Genomic DNA, 15,122 nt, shown 5'->3' with positions numbered 1-15,122 from the left:
ATTTCCATCAATAAAAGATGATAATCATCAGGTTTACTGACAATGGCCTTTTCCAGCGACTCCCTGGCAATCTTCCTCGCCGTGCTCGACGCCGGGTCGTTCTCGGCCGCCGCCCGCAAGCTGGGCCGTGTGCCTTCAGCCGTCAGCATGGCGGTCGCCCAGCTGGAAGCAGAACTGGACTTGGTGCTGTTCGACCGGGCCACGCGCAAGGCCTTGCCCACCAGCGCCGCCTTGGCGCTGGAGCCGCAAGCCAGGCAGGTGATCTGCCAGCTCAACCTACTGGACGCCCAGGCCCTGCAACTGCACAAAGGGCTGGAAAAACGCCTGACCATCGCCATGGCGCCCGAGTTGCAAACCGGCCGCTGGAGCCAGCCACTGGAAATCCTCGCCCAGGAGTTTCCCAGCCTGGAAATCGAAGTGCGTTCAGCCACACAGACCGAGGCCGTTCGCTTACTGCATGAAGGCAGCGTGCAACTGGCGCTGGTGTTCGAGCGGCCCGGTATCGACGAGCGTGAGTCATTCCTGGAAGCCGGCAGCCAGTTGCTGGTGGCCGTTGCATCCCCCCGCCACCCCGCCGGGCAGAACAGCGGCACACCGTTGCCCGAAGAGGCCTTTGCCGAACAACGGCAGATCATCGTGGCCTCGGGCAAGGCCACCGGGTCAGACCCGCGCATGGTGCTGTCGCGGCGCATCTGGCTGACCGACAGCTACCTGGCCACGCTGGACCTGGTGCAGTCCGGCCTGGGCTGGGCCTACCTGCCGCAGCCGCTGGTCGAACCGCTGATTGCTTCAGGTGCGCTGGCCGAGGTGCGCTTCGACAACATGGCCAGCCGCTTGCGCTTGTGGGTGGATATCATCTGGGTCAAGCCGCGCCCCTTGGGCTTGGGAGCGCGGCGCTATCTGGAAGTCATGCGCCAGCTGTTCGACAGGGAGCCGGCCAGGGCCTGACGCCCTTTCACCCACCGGGCTAGATGCCCGGATCAAGCGACCGGCGCTACCAACCTGTACCCTACCCCCGCCTCGGTAATGATGAACCGTGGCGCCGTGGGGTCATCACCCAGCTTCTGGCGCAGATGCCCGACCACGATCCGCAAGTAATGGGTGTCTTCCACATGGGTAGGCCCCCAGATGTCCTTGAGCAACTGCTGCTGGGTAATCACCCGCCCCGGATGCCCGGCCAACAGCGCCAGCAAGGCATACTCCTTGCGCGTCAGCGCCACCTCGACGCCCTCCAGCGTCACCCGGCGGAAGGCAAAATCCACGGTCAACGGCCCGAAGCTGGCCGCCACCTCCGAACCACCGGTCTGCGGCACCTGGCGCAGCAGGGCACGCACCCGCGCCAAGAACTCCTGGATGCCGAACGGCTTGGTCACATAGTCGTTCGCCCCGCCATCCAGCGCATCCACCTTCTGGACCTCACTGGCGCGCACCGACAACACCATTACCGGCACCGCACTCCACTCGCGCAGCTCACGCAGCACCTGCTGGCCGTCCATGTCCGGCAGGCCCAGGTCGAGCACCACCAGGTCCGGCTTGCCCAATGCTGCCTGAGTGAGCCCTTCCTCACCGGTTGCGGCTTCGATCACCTTGTAGCCCTGGGAGGCCAGGCTGATGCGCAGGAACTTGCGGATCTGCGGTTCATCGTCGATGACCAACAGGGTGGCGGACTGGCTCATGGGGTTTCGCTTTCGGCTTCAGGTTGAGGGGGCAGTGGCAAGCATAGAGTGATGCCGGTGCCCTGGCCATCGATGCCTTCGCCTACCAGTATCTGCCCGCCATGGGCGCCGATCATGCCCTGGCAGATGGCCAGGCCCAGGCCGGTACCCTGCCCGCCACGGTCACCACGGGCGGCGGTGTAGAACATGTCGAAGATCTTCTCGCGGTCGGCCACCGGAATGCCGGGCCCTTGGTCAAGGACGGCAAAACGCAACTGCATGTCCTGCACCGATACGTGGAGTTCAAGCCGACCATTGGCCGGCGAGAACCGTGCCGCGTTTTCCAGCACATTGACCAGCGCCTGCTCGATCAGCGCTGCATGCACGAACAGCAGCGGCAGCTCGGCCGGCACGTCAGTGTGCACACGCAACGGGGCAAGCACTACGCGCAGGCGGTTGAGCGCACTGCCAGCGATGTCGCCCGGCGCCACCCAGTCGCGTGCCAGCTTGAGGCCGCCGTGGCCCAGGCGGGTCATGTCCAACAGGTTCTGGATGTACCGGTCGAGGCGCTCGGCCTCGTTGCGGGTGCCTTCCAACAGCTCACGGCGGTCTTCAGGCGGGATGGCCTCGCCCAACGCCAGCAGGCTGTCGATGCTGCCACGCATGGCGGTCAACGGCGTGCGCAAGTCGTGGGAAACGGACGCCAGCAAGGCACTGCGCAACTGCTCGGTTTCGCCATGCAGGCGTGCGGCCTCCAGCTGCTCGGCCAGGCGGGCGCGGGCCAACGCCTGCGCCAGCGGCTGGCCAAGGGCGGTGAGCAGGCGCCGACGCGGGTCGCTGAGCGGCTGGCCGGAACGCGGGCGTACACCGAGCAGGGCCAGGGGTTGTTCGTCTACCGCCAGCGGCCACCACCACCAGCGGCCATTGGGTAGGGTGTCACTGCCATGGCCGGCGGCCTGGCCATGCTGCCAGGCCCATTGCGCGGCGGCGCGTTCGTTGTCGCTAAAGGCGTGGGCTTCACCACTGGCCACCTGCAGCTGGCCTTCGGCGTTGCGCTCCAGCAGGCACACCTGCATATCCTGCCAGCCATCCAGATGCTGGCCGGCGGCATTGAAGACGGCCTGGCGGTCGGTGGCCACCGTCAGCCGGCGCGACAGGTCGAGCAACTGGCTGGTCTGTGCCTGGGTCTCGCGCAGCGCCTGCAGTTGGCGACGCTGGCGGGCGGCCAGGTTGCCGGTAAGCGCGGCCATCAGCAGGAAGAACACCAGGGTCAGCACATCTTCTTCACGCTGGATGCTGAACGAGAAGTTGGGCGGAATGAACAGGAAATCGTAAGTCAGGAACGACAACGCAGCACAGGCCAGCGCAGGCCCCAGGCTGCTGCGTACCGCCACCAGCAACACCGCCGCCAGGAACACCAGCGAAATGTTTGGCAACGCCAGCACACTCGACACCGCCCAGGACAGGCCTGCTGCCATGACGGTGGCCACTAGCGCCAGCAGGTAATGCCGCCACACCCACACCCGCCGCACCGCCGAACGCGGCGCTTGCGGCTGCACATCGCGGTCCAGCACGTTGATTTCCAGGCCATGGCTCTCACGCAACAGCCGCGCCGCCACCCCGGCACCGAACAGGCGCCGACGCAGGCGGTCGCGGGACTGCCCGACCAGCACCAGGCTGGCCCGGCGTTCGGCGGCATGCTGGATCAACGTGCGCGCCACTTCGCCGGCACGCAGCACCACCACCTCCCCGCCCAGGCGCTCGGCCAGTTGCTGCGCGGCCTGCAGGCGATGGCGAGCGGTTTCGTCACGCAGGCGGCCGTTGTCCACATGCACCATGCTCCAGGGCAGGTGGCGGCGCTGGGCCACGCGGCTGGCGTGACGCACCAGGCGCTCGGCCTGGTCGTCGCCATCCACGCCCACCAGCAACCGGCCACGCAAGGCCGGGGCCTCCTGGCCACGCTGGCGATAGCCATGGGCCAGGTCGGCATCGACCTGCGCGGCGGCAGTCTGCATGGCCAGTTCGCGCAGCGCGGTAAGGTTGGTTTGCGAGAAATACGCGTCGATCGCGGCCCGCGCCTGCTCCGGTACGTACACCTTGCCTTCGCGCAAGCGTTCGAGCAGCTCGCGCGGTGGCAGGTCGATCAGCACCAGCTCGAAAGCTTCCTGCAGCACCCAGTCCGGCAGGGTTTCGCGTACGAGCACGCCGGTAATGTCGCGCACCTTGTCGTTGAGGCTTTCCAGGTGCTGGACGTTGACCGTGGTGTACACGTCGATGCCGGCGGCCAGCAATTCCTGCACGTCCTGCCAGCGCTTGGCGTGCCGGCTGCCGGGGGCATTGGTGTGGGCCAGTTCGTCGACCAGGGCCAGTGTTGGCGCGACCTTGAGCAGGCCGTCGAGGTCCATTTCTTCAAGCGTGACGCCGCGGTACTGGCTGCGCAGCAGGGGTTGCTGCGGCAGGCCGGCGAGCAACGCCTCGGTTTCGGCGCGGCCGTGGGTTTCGACAACCCCGGCCAGCACTTGAACACCTTGGCGTTGCTGGGCGTGGGCGGCCTGGAGCATGGCAAAGGTTTTGCCGACGCCGGGGGCGGCGCCGAGGAAGACCTTGAGCCGGCCCCGGCCTGTGCGTGGGAGGGTGGCCAACAGCGCATCGGCGCGGGCGGAATCACTCATGTTTCATCCTTTGGAATCTGCGACGGTCGACCAAAGGGCCTGCTTTGCAGGCCCCAATATCAGTGGTTCAAATGCTCAAGTGCCTGGTTCAGCGCCAGTACATTGACCACCGGCGGGCCGATCAATGGGTGGAGGGTGGCCTCTTCCACCAAGGCTTGCAAGCGCTCCTCCGGCAGTTGCCGCGCTGCTGCCACGCGCGGAATCTGGTAAGCCACGGCCTCTGGCGGCAGGTGAGGGTCGAGGCCGCTGCCCGAGGTGGTCAGCAACGCCTGCGGCACCGGCCCCTGCGGCGCCTGGTACAGCGTTGCGGCGTCCCCCTTTACCCGCTCGGCCAGCGCCGGGTTACTCGGCGACAGGTTGCTGGCACCGCTGGCCACGGTGGCATAGGCACCCGCCGAAGGCCGCGCATGGAACCAGCCATCACCCTGGAACGCCTGGGCGATCAGCGCCGAGCCACGCACCTGCCCCTGGTCATCGCGCACCAGACTGCCATTGGCCTGTTCCGGGAAAGCGACCTGGGCAATGCCCGTGACCGCCAGCGGATACAGCGCGCCAGTCACCAGCGTCATCAACAGAGCCAGGCTCAACGCCGGGCGTACATAAGCATTCATGGCGGCCTCCTCAGACCAGGTTCAGGGCATTGAGCAGCAGGTCGATCAGCTTGATCCCGGCAAACGGCACCACGATGCCGCCCAGCCCGTAGATCAGCAGGTTGCGCCGCAACAGATGCGCCGCACTGGCCGCCTGCACCCGCACGCCACGTAGCGCCAGCGGGATCAGCGCGATGATGATCAGCGCGTTGAACACGATGGCCGACAGGATCGCGCTCTGCGGGCTGGCCAGGTGCATCAGGTTGAGCACGCCCAGCTGTGGATAGATGGCAGCGAACAGCGCCGGCAGGATGGCGAAGTACTTGGCCACATCGTTGGCAATGGAGAACGTGGTCAGTGCGCCACGGGTGACCAGCAGTTCCTTGCCAACCTGTACCACGTCCAGCAGCTTGGTCGGGTCGCTGTCCAGGTCGACCATGTTGGCCGCCTCGCGCGCGGCCTGGGTGCCGTCGTTCATGGCCATGCCCACATCGGCCTGCGCCAGTGCCGGGGCGTCGTTGGCACCGTCGCCGCACATGGCCACCAGGCGGCCGTCGTTCTGCTCCTGGCGGATACGCGCCAGTTTCTTCTCAGGGGTGGCCTCGGCCAGTACGTCATCCACCCCCGCTTCGGCTGCGATGGCGGCGGCGGTCAGCGGGTTGTCGCCGGTCACCATCACCGTGCGAATGCCCAGTTTGCGCAACTCGGCGAAGCGCTCGCGGATACCCGGCTTGACCACGTCCTTGAGGTGGATCACACCAAGCAGACGCTTGTTGATGCACACCAGCAGCGGTGTGCCGCCACTCTGGGCGATACGCTCCACTTCGCGGGCCAGCGCCGGGGGCATTTCCAGCCGTTGCATGCCGACGAACGCCAGCACCGCATCGACGGCGCCCTTGCGGTAGCGGTGCTGCTGGAAGTCGATACCCGACAGACGTGTTTCGGCACTGAACGCCACGGCATCGAACTGCCCGGTAGCCGGTTCGATAAAGTCGTGCAGTTGGCGCAGGTACTCGACAATGGACTTGCCTTCGGCGGTGTCATCGGCCAGCGAGGCCAGCAGCGCACCCTCCCCCAACTCCTTGGCGGTGATGCCCGGTGCAGCATGCAGCGCGCTGCAGCGGCGGTTGCCAAAGGTGATGGTGCCGGTCTTGTCGAGCATCAGCGTATGCACATCACCGGCTGCTTCCACCGCCCGGCCGGAACGGGCGATGACGTTCAAGCGCACCAGACGGTCCATGCCGGCGATGCCGATGGCCGACAGCAGGCCGCCGATGGTGGTAGGGATCAGCGTGACCAGCAGCGCGGCCAGGAAGATCAGCGGCAGGCTGCCACCCGCGAAGTGGGCGAAGGGCTGCAAGGTCACCACCACGATCAGGAAGATCAGCGTCAGGCCGATCAGCAAGATGTCGAGGGCAATCTCGTTCGGCGTTTTCTGGCGCCTGGCGCCTTCGACCAGGGCTATCATGCGGTCGAGAGTCGATTCGCCCGGGTTGCTGGTGATACGGATCAACAGCCAGTCGGAGACCAGCCGGGTATTGCCGGTCACGGCCGAGCGGTCGCCGCCGGACTCGCGGATCACGGGGGCAGACTCACCGGTAATGGCGGCCTCGTTGACCGCCGCGATACCTTCCAGCACCTCGCCGTCGCCGGGGATCATTTCGCCCGCGACTACGCGCACTACGTCATCTTTGCGCAACGCGCCGGCTGCAATGGTTTCGTAGCTGCCATCACGCTTGCGACGCTGTGCGGTCAAGCCTTGGCTACCGGCCTTGAGGCTGTCGGCGCGGGCCTTGCCACGGCCTTCGGCCAGCGCCTCGGCAAAATTGGCGAACAGCACGGTAAACCACAGCCACAGGGCGATTTGCACGGCAACCCCGGTGCTCACGCCACTGCCGGGAGCGAAGCACAGCACAGTGGTCAGCACCGCGGTCAGGGCCACCACCAGCATCACCGGCGAACGTTTGAGCTGGCGCGGGTCGAGCTTGACGAACGCCTGCACCAGCGCCGGGCGCCACAACGCGGCGAAGCGAGTCTGGTCCTTGGCGGTGTGCCGCGCTTTAACTTCAGGAATGGGCATGTTCATGGTCAGTCCTCAGAAACCCAGGCTCAGGTGTTCGGCGATTGGCCCCAGGGCCAGGGTCGGCAGGAAGGTAAGGCCACCCACCAGCAGGATGGTCACCAGCAGCAGGCCGGTGAACAGCGGGCCGTGGGTGGGGAAGCTGTTCTGCCCCTGCGGTGCGCTTTTCTTCGCTGCCAGGCTGCCGGCCAAGGCCAGGATCGGCAGGATGTAGCCGAAGCGGCCGATGAGCATGGCCAGGCCGATCATCAGGTTGTGGTACACGGTGTTGGCACCGAAACCGGCGAAGGCCGAGCCATTGTTGGCCGTGCCCGAGGTGTAGGCGTACAGCAACTGGCTGAAACCATGCGCCCCCGGGTTGCTGACCGCACCCGCCGGGCCAGGCAGGCTGGCGGCGATAGCGCCCAGCACCAGCACGCCGACCGGCATCACCAGCAGGGTTGCCACCAGCAACTGCACCTCACGGGCTTGCAGCTTCTTGCCCAGGTATTCCGGGGTGCGGCCAATCATCAGCCCGGCTAGGAACACCGCGATCAACACGAACAACAGCATCCCGTACAGCCCGGCGCCGACGCCGCCGAAAATCACCTCGCCCACCATCATGTTGACCATCGCCACCATGCCGGTCAGCGGGTTGAGGCTATCGTGCATGGCGTTGACCGAGCCGTTGGAGGCTGCAGTGGTGGTGACCGTCCACAACACCGAACCGGTGGTGCCAAAACGGCTTTCCTTGCCTTCCATGGGGGCCGCCTGTTGCACCTGGGTGCTTTCCAGCGCCGGGTTGGGCTGGTACTCGGACCACAGCGCGGTGCTGCCGCCAATCAGGAACAGGGCAAGCATGCAGGCGAGGATCGCGCGGCTCTGACGCAGGTCCTTCACGTAGTGGCCGAACGTGAACACCAGCGCCACCGGAATGAGGATGATCGACGCCACCTCGAACAGGTTGCTCCAGGCGGTGGGGTTTTCGAACGGGTGCGCCGAGTTGACGCCGAAGAAGCCACCGCCGTTGGTACCCAGTTGCTTGATGGCGATCTGGCTGGCGGCCGGCCCCAGCGGTATGGTCTGGTCAGCCCCTTGCAGGGTCAGCGCATGGGCGTAGTCGGCAAAGGTCTGCGGCACGCCCTGCCACACCAGCAGCAGCGCCAGCAGCAGGCACAGCGGCAGCAAGCCATAGAGGGTGGCGCGGGTCATGTCGACCCAGAAATTGCCCAGCGTCGTTGCACTGCGCCGGGCAATGCCGCGACACAACGCGACCAGCACGGCCAGGCCGGTGGCGGCACTGACAAAGTTCTGTACGGTCAGGCCAAGCATCTGGCTGAGGTAGCTGACCGATGCCTCACCACTGTAGGCCTGCCAGTTGGTGTTGGTGACGAAGCTGACCGCTGTGTTGAACGCCAGCGACCACTCCTGGCCTGGCAAATGCTGCGGGTTGAGCGGCAGGTAGCCCTGCAACAGCAACACGGCGAACAGCAGCAGGAATCCGGCCAGGTTGAAGGCCAGTAGCGCCAGGGTGTATTGGCGCCAGTTCTGCTCCTGGCTGGCGTTCACGCCCGCTAGCCGGTAGCAGGCCTGCTCGACCGGGCTCAGCAGCGGCGACAGCCAGGTGCGCTGGCCTTCCATGACCCTGTAGTAGAACCGCCCGAGCCAGGGTGCCGGTAGCAGCACGATGGCAAAGAACGCCAGCAGCAAGGCGAAATCGTAACTGTGCATGGCCGCTCCCTAGCTGCGATCGGCGCGCAGCAGCGCCACCAGCAGATAAAACGCCAAGGCCACTGCCAGCAGCAGTGACAGCCCGTCGAGCATGTTCATGAGTGGTTCTCCCCGTGGTGCGGCTTGTGCCGCTATGGGGAAATTGTCTGAGGGAGGGGCGTAAAGGGGCGAGATCGGGGGGTGTGGATGGGTATAAAGAAAGCGTAAAAATCAGCTTTGTGGGTTGTCTTTACTGGCCTCTTCGCGGGCAAGCCCGCGAAGAGGCCGATACAGGCTTACTGCTGGGGAGGTTGCTGCGCAGCGTTTCGGCTCCAGTCCAGCAGCAGGCTGTACCCGACCGCGAGCAAGGTCGGCCCGATGAACAGGCCAATGAAGCCAAAGGCAAGCAATCCACCGAACACACCCAACAGCACGATCACCAGTGGCAGGTTACCGCCACGGCTGATCAGGTACGGTTTGAGCACGTTGTCCACACCGCTGATGACAAAGGTGCCCCAGATGCCCAGGAACACCGCCATGCCGTACTCGCCCTTCCACACCAACCAGGCCGTGGCCGGGATCCAGGCCAGTGGTGGGCCCATGGGGATCAGGCTGAGCATGAAGGTCACCAGGCCCAGCACGATGGCACCCGGCACGCCGGCAATCAGGAAGCCGATCAGTGCGAGCACAGCCTGCGCAGCCGCTGTGCCAATCACCCCGTTCACCACCCGCTGAACGGTGGCCGCCACCAGTTCCAGGTAGTACTCGCCGCGATCACCCATCAGGCGGTGCAGCAAGCGCAATACGAACGCCGACAAGCGAGGGCCGTCACGGTAGAAAAAGAACACGAACACCAGGCTAAGGGTCAGTTCCAGCACACCGCTGCCGATCTGCGCACTGCGCGCCAGCAACCAGTTGCCCACCTGCCCGAAGTAGGGCTTGACCGACGCCAGCAAGGCCGCCCCCTGCTGGTCGAGCGACTGCCACCAGCTGACCAGGCGCTCACCAACGAACGGTATGCCCCCCAACCAGGCCGGTGCATCGGGCAAACCGTCCACCTGCACGTCGCGCACGAACGCCGTGGCATCGCGAATATGATCGGCCAGGTTGAACCCCAGCCACACCAGCGGCAATGCCACAATCAGGATCCAGGCGGTGGTCAACAGGCTGGCCGCCAAGGTTTCGCGCCCGCCCAGCACACGCGTGAGCAAGCGCATCAACGGCCAGCTGGCAAAAGCCAGGATGGCCCCCCACAGCAACGCCGAGATGAACGGTGCCATCACCCACAGGCCGGCCCCCAGCAACGCCAACAGCAGAATCTGAACCAGCAGGCGATCATTGTTAACCATGGCGGCGCTCGTTCAACGGATCAGTTCAAGGTGCAGGCCGTCGGTGGGCGCGCTACCGACTTCAAGGCGGCCATTGCGCACCCCTGCCTTGACCAGCGCCTCGCGCCAGGCTTCGGCCTGAGCGCCACTGAGGCTGGCACGCAGGGTGCTGTCCAGGTTCAGGCTGCGGGCCAGCAAATTCACCCAGGTGTCTTGCGGCGCAGCCAGGTCAGGATAGTCGAGCTTGCCGGTGTCGCGCATTTCGCGCAGCACCGTGGCGGCGGTCGGCAGCAGTTCGCCCAACGGGTTGCCGGCGACGAACTGTTCCACATGCAGGTAGGCGCGGCGGTTGCCCCGGGTAACGCTGTACAGCGCGACCAGGGTGTCGGCCTCTTCCGCCGAGCGACGCAGCAAGATGAAGGCCTGCTGCTCGTCACCACCGTTCAGGCGGGCATTGGCAAACACATCGTTGGCCCACAGGCTGGCTTCGCCGCAATCGCGGCCTTGGCACCAGAACAACGGGTAACCACCGTCGCGTTGCAGTTCTTCACGGGCAGTGGTGAAGGCTTCGCGCGCGGTGCGTTCGACCGGCAGTTCGTAGGTGACCGAGCTGACCTGCCCACGGCTTTCGACCTTGTCTTCGACCCGCAGGCGGCCGCTGATCTTGCGCAGCGGGCCCATCGGGTAGACGCGTTCCTGCTCCACGGCCGGACGCTGGTCGACGACCTTGGCGTCCACCGGCACCGGCAGGCTGCCGGCCCACAACACGGGGCTGGTGAGCATCAGGCAAGCGGCCAGGGCAGTACGAATGGAAACGGGCGTGCTCATTGGCGACCCAGGCGGCGCCCTGCGCCGAAATGAAGCTCCAGGATGTCTGGCAGTTGCATGGTTGTCTCCCTGTTCAACCCGCCAAGCCTCGACAGTTGTCCGGTGCAAGTCAAGCAAAGCCAAAGAAGCGATTGAAACAGTCTGCGACAAGGGCCGCGCCCTGCTCATCGTTCAGGTGCAGGTGATGGCCACCGGGCAGCGTCACCTGCTCAAAGGGTAGCTGTTCCAGCAACGCGGTGTGGCGCACCAGCATGCCATCGGCGGCAACCACTAGCTGCGCCGGGCAATCCACCCTGCGCACATAGGCCATGGCCTGGGCCTCGCTCAGGCGTAGTGGCGATGGCAAGGTCAGGCGGCTGTCACTGCGCCAGCTGTAGCCGCCCGGCACCGGCATGAGGCCACGCCGGGCCAGCAGTTCGGCGGCCTCGCGGCTGACCGCGACCATGCCTTTCATCCGGGCATGCACACCTTCCTCCAGCGTGGCGTACACCGACTTGCGCTTGCCGTCCAGCCGCAGCTGGGCCTGCAGTGCCATCCCCAAACGTTCGCCTGCATCCTGCTCGGCACCGGTCGGCGGGATGACGCCGTCGATCAACGCCAGATGGCTGACCCGGTCGGGCAAGGCGCCAGCCAGCTGCACCGAAATGATTGCCCCAAGTGAATGCCCCAACAGTGCAAAACGCTGCCAACCGAGCTGCTCGGCGACCCGCAGCACATCATGGGCATAGTCGACCAAGGCATAACCGGCGCCAGGCGGGCGGTGTTCGGAGTAACCGTGCCCGGCCAGGTCCAGGGCGACGATACGCAGGCCTTTGAGTTGTGGCGCCAGGCGGGCGAAGCTGTTGGCGTTGTCCAGCCAGCCATGCAGGGCAATCACCGGCAGCCCGTCCTCGGGGCCGAACAGGTGCGCGGCCAGCTCGATATGGCCCAGGCTCAGGCGGATTTCTTCGACCTGTGCGCTCATGCCTGACTCCAGCGGTCGAACAGGCCCTTGATCAGGCTGGCGGTGTCTGCGGGGCGCTCCAGCGGGAACATGTGCCCGCCCGGCACGCTGTGATATTCCCCTTGGGGCATGCCCCGTACGGCCAGGGTGTGGTGGCGGCGAATGACATTGCTACGGTCGCCGCGCACCATGGCCAGCGGCACCTGCAACTGCCGCGCGGGCGCCGGGCTGGTATGCGGGATGCTGCGGTAGATGCTGATTTCGGTAGCCGGGTCGAAGCGTAGCTGCAGGCCCTGCTCTGCCGCCTGCAAGCCGTGTTCGACATAGGCGTCGAGGCAGTCGGGATCGAAATGGCGGAACAGTGACTTGCCGGCGAAGTAGTCCCGGGCGCTGTCGCGGTCATTGAACGTTTCGCGGCGCCCCAACGTGCGCCCGGCCGGGGTGATACGGTCGATGAAGCCAAAGCGCTTGGCGGTGCGCAGCAGCCATTGATCGGCGCGGGTGAGTACTGGCGAGTCGAGCATCACCACGCCACGGTAGTACTCGGGGCAGCGCAAGGCAGCATGCAGGTGCAATACGCCACCCAGCGAGTGGCCGACACCCCAGACCGGCTGGTCCTGTTGCGCCAGGTGGTGCAACAGTTCATCGACCAGGCTCTGCCAGTTGTCATTCACCGGAAAGCGTGGATCATGCCCATGCTGGGCCAGGTGCTGCACCTGGTAGTCCGGCGCCAGGGCAGCGAACAGCTTGCCGTACGTGGCCGAAGGGAAACCGTTGGCATGGGCGAAGAAGATCTGCTGCGGCATGGCGCCTGGTCCGGACGGAGGATGATGGCTCATTGTCGGCATCGGCGCGCCGTTCGGCAACGTCCGGAAAGGTCATCGGCGAGGGCTATCAGGTCACGCAGACCGGTCGAAACTGGCCAGTGAACGGCGCAGGCAGGCTTGCATGTAGGCCAACTGGCTTTCCAGTGCTTCGCGGGCCAGGCGCTGGTCCTTATGATCAAGCTGAAGGCGACGCAGAGCCAGGCAACTGGTTTGCAGCAAATGAGACACCCGCTGGCAGGTATCTTGAAGGATAAGAAAATCCTGCAGACTGTTCTCTCTATCAGCAGCATTCAGCACGCTGCTGGCGTTGACCGTTTTCATCAGGCCATAGAGCTTGGCATCGGCCGAATCGCGTAGCAGGCTGTATTGGGCGAAGTCCAGAGCGACACCTTGCTCAACCATGTCCAGGGTAGGTTGCAAATCCACGGCGCTCAGCAACGCCCCCCTCTCACCCTTCATTCGCTGCTCCATGCCTTTTGCTTTCCGGCACGCTAGCAAGGGGCCACTCACTGCGGCAACTGACAAAAATGCCAGTTGCCTTACCGGTTTCAGGGTTTCAAGGCGGATAACTGATCCCTTTGAGGGTCATCAGCCCAGCCAGCGGCCAATCCCCTTCCAGTTCCGCCAGGCTGGCGGTGCTCATGGCTGCGGGATGCTGCTGATGGCCATGCTCCAGCGCCCCGACCAAGGTCCCCACCAACGGCTGGTGGCTGACCAGCAGTACATACTCCAGACCCAGCCGCTCGATTTCACCGATCACCTGCTGCACGTCACTTTCAGGGGTCAGCCAGGGCACGGTACGCACCGGCTCGCCGAAGCCCAGTGTGTCATGCACCAGCGCCGCCGTTTGCTGGGCGCGCACGTAGGGGCTGGCAATAATTGCCTGCAACGGCTGCCCGAGCAAGCGAGCAGCGCTGTGCAGCACCTGCTCGCGGCCATGGGCAGTCAAACGGCGTTCGGCATCCGTGTTGGCCCGTGGCTCCGCTTCACCGTGGCGCAGTACCCACAGTTTCACAGCTTGGGTTCCTCGTCACGCACCGGGTGTGGGGCCGGCGCCACGGCATGCGCTGCTTCACCTTCCGGCGCACGCGGCGCAGGCCAGTCAGAGAACGGCCATGGCTTCTGGTCGCTGTGAAAGCTGCCAAAGCGGCCGATCTGCGCCAGGAACTGGCTCAGGGTGTCGCCGAAGTTCATCAGGCTGGCGCTGGGTGCGCCGTACACCAGACGGTAGATCAGCTGCACCAGCACCAGCCCACCCAACAACAGTTCGGCCAGCTGCCAGACCACCAGGAACACCAGCATCCACAGCACCCGCAGGATGATCGACTCGCGCTGGGCGCGTTCGGGCGTATCGTTCATGTGTCGCTCCTTGCTCGTGTCAGAGCCGCCAAAGGCTCAGTTGAAACCGCTGATGGAAATGAAATCGACATCGGTCTTGGGTTCGGCGCGCATCAGGTGCTCGATCACCTGGTTCAGCGTGCGGCCTTCGAACAGGATGGCATGCAGGCCCGCCACCAGTGGCATGTAGACCTGCACCTCCTGGGCTTTGGCCTTGAGCACCTTGATGGTATTGACGCCTTCGGCCACTTCGCCCAGGCGGTTGACCGCCTCTTCCAGGCTATGGCCCTGGCCCAGCGCGTAGCCCACCTGATAGTTGCGGCTCTTGGGCGAGGAACAGGTGACGATCAGGTCACCGACACCGGCCAGGCCGAGGAAGGTCATGGGGTTGGCCCCCTGACTGACGGCAAAGCGAGTCATTTCCGCCAAGGCACGGGTAATCAGCATGCTCTTGGTGTTCTCGCCCATGCCCAGCGCAACGGCCATGCCGGCGATGATGGCGTAGACGTTTTTCAACGCGCCACCCAGCTCGACACCAAAGCGGTCAGCGCTGGCATAGACACGGAACGTGCGCCCATGCAGCACAGCCTGCACCTGCTTGCAGAGTTTTTCGTCCTCGCTGGCGACCACCGTTGCAGTCAGCGCGTGCTCGGCGATTTCGCGGGCAAGGTTAGGGCCCGATAACACACCAATACGCGCTTCGGGGGCAATTTCTTCCAGGATCTGGCTCATCAGCTTGAAGCTTTGCGCTTCGATGCCCTTGGTCAGGCTGACCAGGCCCTTGCCACGCAGCAGCTCGGCATGGGGCGCCAGCACGCTGCGCAGGGCGCTCGACGGCAGGGCAACGAAGATCAGCTCGCTGGTCTGCAAGGTCGCCAGCAGGTCATTGACCGGCTCGACGCCATCGTGCAGACGGATGCCCTTGAGGTAGCGCGGATTCTCTCGATTGACGCGCATGGCCTCGGCTTGCGCCGGGTCGCGCATCCACTGACGCACAGGCACACCGTTTTCCGCCAGCAGGTTCGCCACGGCGGTGCCAAAGCTGCCGCCTCCCAGAACTGCAACAGGTTGCTGTTCAGTCATATCCAATCCGTTAAAGCCAAAAATTAAGTGGCGACCCCGCCATTATACGGCTCGCCTGCTACAGAACCAGTCTCTGTTCCCGCTAAAGG

Annotated in this window: 15 protein-coding genes; 1 reads left to right on the top strand and 14 read right to left on the bottom strand. The window is 65.1% G+C overall.

Annotation, left to right across the window (positions count from 1 at the left end; genetic code table 11):
* Positions 1 to 42 precede the first annotated feature (42 nt).
* On the top strand, positions 43 to 948 hold the full coding sequence (locus B9A31_RS04895) for a LysR family transcriptional regulator (RefSeq protein WP_019096477.1): 906 nt from the start codon (positions 43 to 45) through the stop codon (positions 946 to 948).
* Positions 949 to 980: 32 nt separating this feature from the next.
* Here the strand turns inward: B9A31_RS04895 and B9A31_RS04890 are convergent, their stop codons facing one another.
* The 14 genes from B9A31_RS04890 to B9A31_RS04825 form a co-directional block, all read right to left on the bottom strand.
* Positions 981 to 1,676, bottom strand: coding sequence for a response regulator (locus B9A31_RS04890; RefSeq protein ID WP_016711620.1), 696 nt, complete (start codon positions 1,674 to 1,676; stop codon positions 981 to 983).
* The gene (locus B9A31_RS04885; protein WP_027608720.1) at positions 1,673 to 4,327 is read right to left on the bottom strand and encodes a sensor histidine kinase; all 2,655 of its coding nucleotides are present in this window, start codon (positions 4,325 to 4,327) and stop codon (positions 1,673 to 1,675) included. The genes B9A31_RS04890 and B9A31_RS04885 overlap by 4 nt, the downstream gene beginning before the upstream one ends.
* A 59-nt stretch (positions 4,328 to 4,386) precedes the next feature.
* Positions 4,387 to 4,938 (bottom strand): potassium-transporting ATPase subunit KdpC, encoded by a 552-nt coding sequence (kdpC, locus tag B9A31_RS04880; protein WP_019099711.1) that lies wholly within the window; start codon positions 4,936 to 4,938, stop codon positions 4,387 to 4,389.
* A gap of 10 nt (positions 4,939 to 4,948) precedes the next feature.
* Positions 4,949 to 7,003 (bottom strand): potassium-transporting ATPase subunit KdpB, encoded by a 2,055-nt coding sequence (gene kdpB / locus B9A31_RS04875; protein ID WP_084296709.1) that lies wholly within the window; start codon positions 7,001 to 7,003, stop codon positions 4,949 to 4,951.
* Positions 7,004 to 7,012: 9 nt separating this feature from the next.
* Positions 7,013 to 8,707 carry a potassium-transporting ATPase subunit KdpA gene (kdpA, locus tag B9A31_RS04870; RefSeq protein WP_019099709.1) on the bottom strand — a complete coding sequence of 565 codons (1,695 nt, stop codon included), beginning with the start codon at positions 8,705 to 8,707 and terminating at the stop codon, positions 7,013 to 7,015.
* A 9-nt stretch (positions 8,708 to 8,716) separates the two neighbouring features.
* Positions 8,717 to 8,806, bottom strand: a complete 90-nt coding sequence (gene kdpF, locus B9A31_RS04865) for a K(+)-transporting ATPase subunit F (protein WP_003251485.1) — start codon at positions 8,804 to 8,806, stop codon at positions 8,717 to 8,719.
* Positions 8,807 to 8,982: 176 nt separating this feature from the next.
* The gene (locus B9A31_RS04860) at positions 8,983 to 10,035 is read right to left on the bottom strand and encodes an AI-2E family transporter (RefSeq protein WP_019099708.1); all 1,053 of its coding nucleotides are present in this window, start codon (positions 10,033 to 10,035) and stop codon (positions 8,983 to 8,985) included.
* A gap of 12 nt (positions 10,036 to 10,047) precedes the next feature.
* Positions 10,048 to 10,842 carry a DUF4892 domain-containing protein gene (locus B9A31_RS04855; protein WP_019099707.1) on the bottom strand — a complete coding sequence of 265 codons (795 nt, stop codon included), beginning with the start codon at positions 10,840 to 10,842 and terminating at the stop codon, positions 10,048 to 10,050.
* A gap of 109 nt (positions 10,843 to 10,951) precedes the next feature.
* Positions 10,952 to 11,806, bottom strand: a complete 855-nt coding sequence (locus B9A31_RS04850) for an alpha/beta hydrolase (RefSeq protein WP_019099706.1) — start codon at positions 11,804 to 11,806, stop codon at positions 10,952 to 10,954.
* Positions 11,803 to 12,591 (bottom strand): alpha/beta fold hydrolase, encoded by a 789-nt coding sequence (locus tag B9A31_RS04845; protein WP_019099705.1) that lies wholly within the window; start codon positions 12,589 to 12,591, stop codon positions 11,803 to 11,805. Before B9A31_RS04845 ends, B9A31_RS04850 begins: the two co-directional genes overlap by 4 nt.
* Positions 12,592 to 12,684: 93 nt before the next feature.
* Positions 12,685 to 13,071, bottom strand: a complete 387-nt coding sequence (locus B9A31_RS04840; protein WP_019099704.1) for a hypothetical protein — start codon at positions 13,069 to 13,071, stop codon at positions 12,685 to 12,687.
* 97 nt (positions 13,072 to 13,168) lie between these two features.
* Positions 13,169 to 13,627 (bottom strand): phosphohistidine phosphatase SixA, encoded by a 459-nt coding sequence (sixA, locus tag B9A31_RS04835; protein WP_084296708.1) that lies wholly within the window; start codon positions 13,625 to 13,627, stop codon positions 13,169 to 13,171.
* Positions 13,624 to 13,971, bottom strand: coding sequence for a DUF4389 domain-containing protein (locus tag B9A31_RS04830; RefSeq protein WP_084296707.1), 348 nt, complete (start codon positions 13,969 to 13,971; stop codon positions 13,624 to 13,626). The genes sixA and B9A31_RS04830 overlap by 4 nt, the downstream gene beginning before the upstream one ends.
* A gap of 36 nt (positions 13,972 to 14,007) precedes the next feature.
* The gene (locus tag B9A31_RS04825; RefSeq protein ID WP_027608717.1) at positions 14,008 to 15,033 is read right to left on the bottom strand and encodes an NAD(P)H-dependent glycerol-3-phosphate dehydrogenase; all 1,026 of its coding nucleotides are present in this window, start codon (positions 15,031 to 15,033) and stop codon (positions 14,008 to 14,010) included.
* Positions 15,034 to 15,122 lie beyond the last annotated feature (89 nt).

Origin of the sequence: Pseudomonas sp. URIL14HWK12:I5 (assembly GCF_900176445.1) — a bacterium.
In the GTDB taxonomy this organism is placed as follows: domain Bacteria; phylum Pseudomonadota; class Gammaproteobacteria; order Pseudomonadales; family Pseudomonadaceae; genus Aquipseudomonas; species Aquipseudomonas monteilii.
The sequence above is the reverse complement of the archived record's forward strand: the minus strand, read 5'-3'. Positions and strand labels throughout refer to the sequence as shown.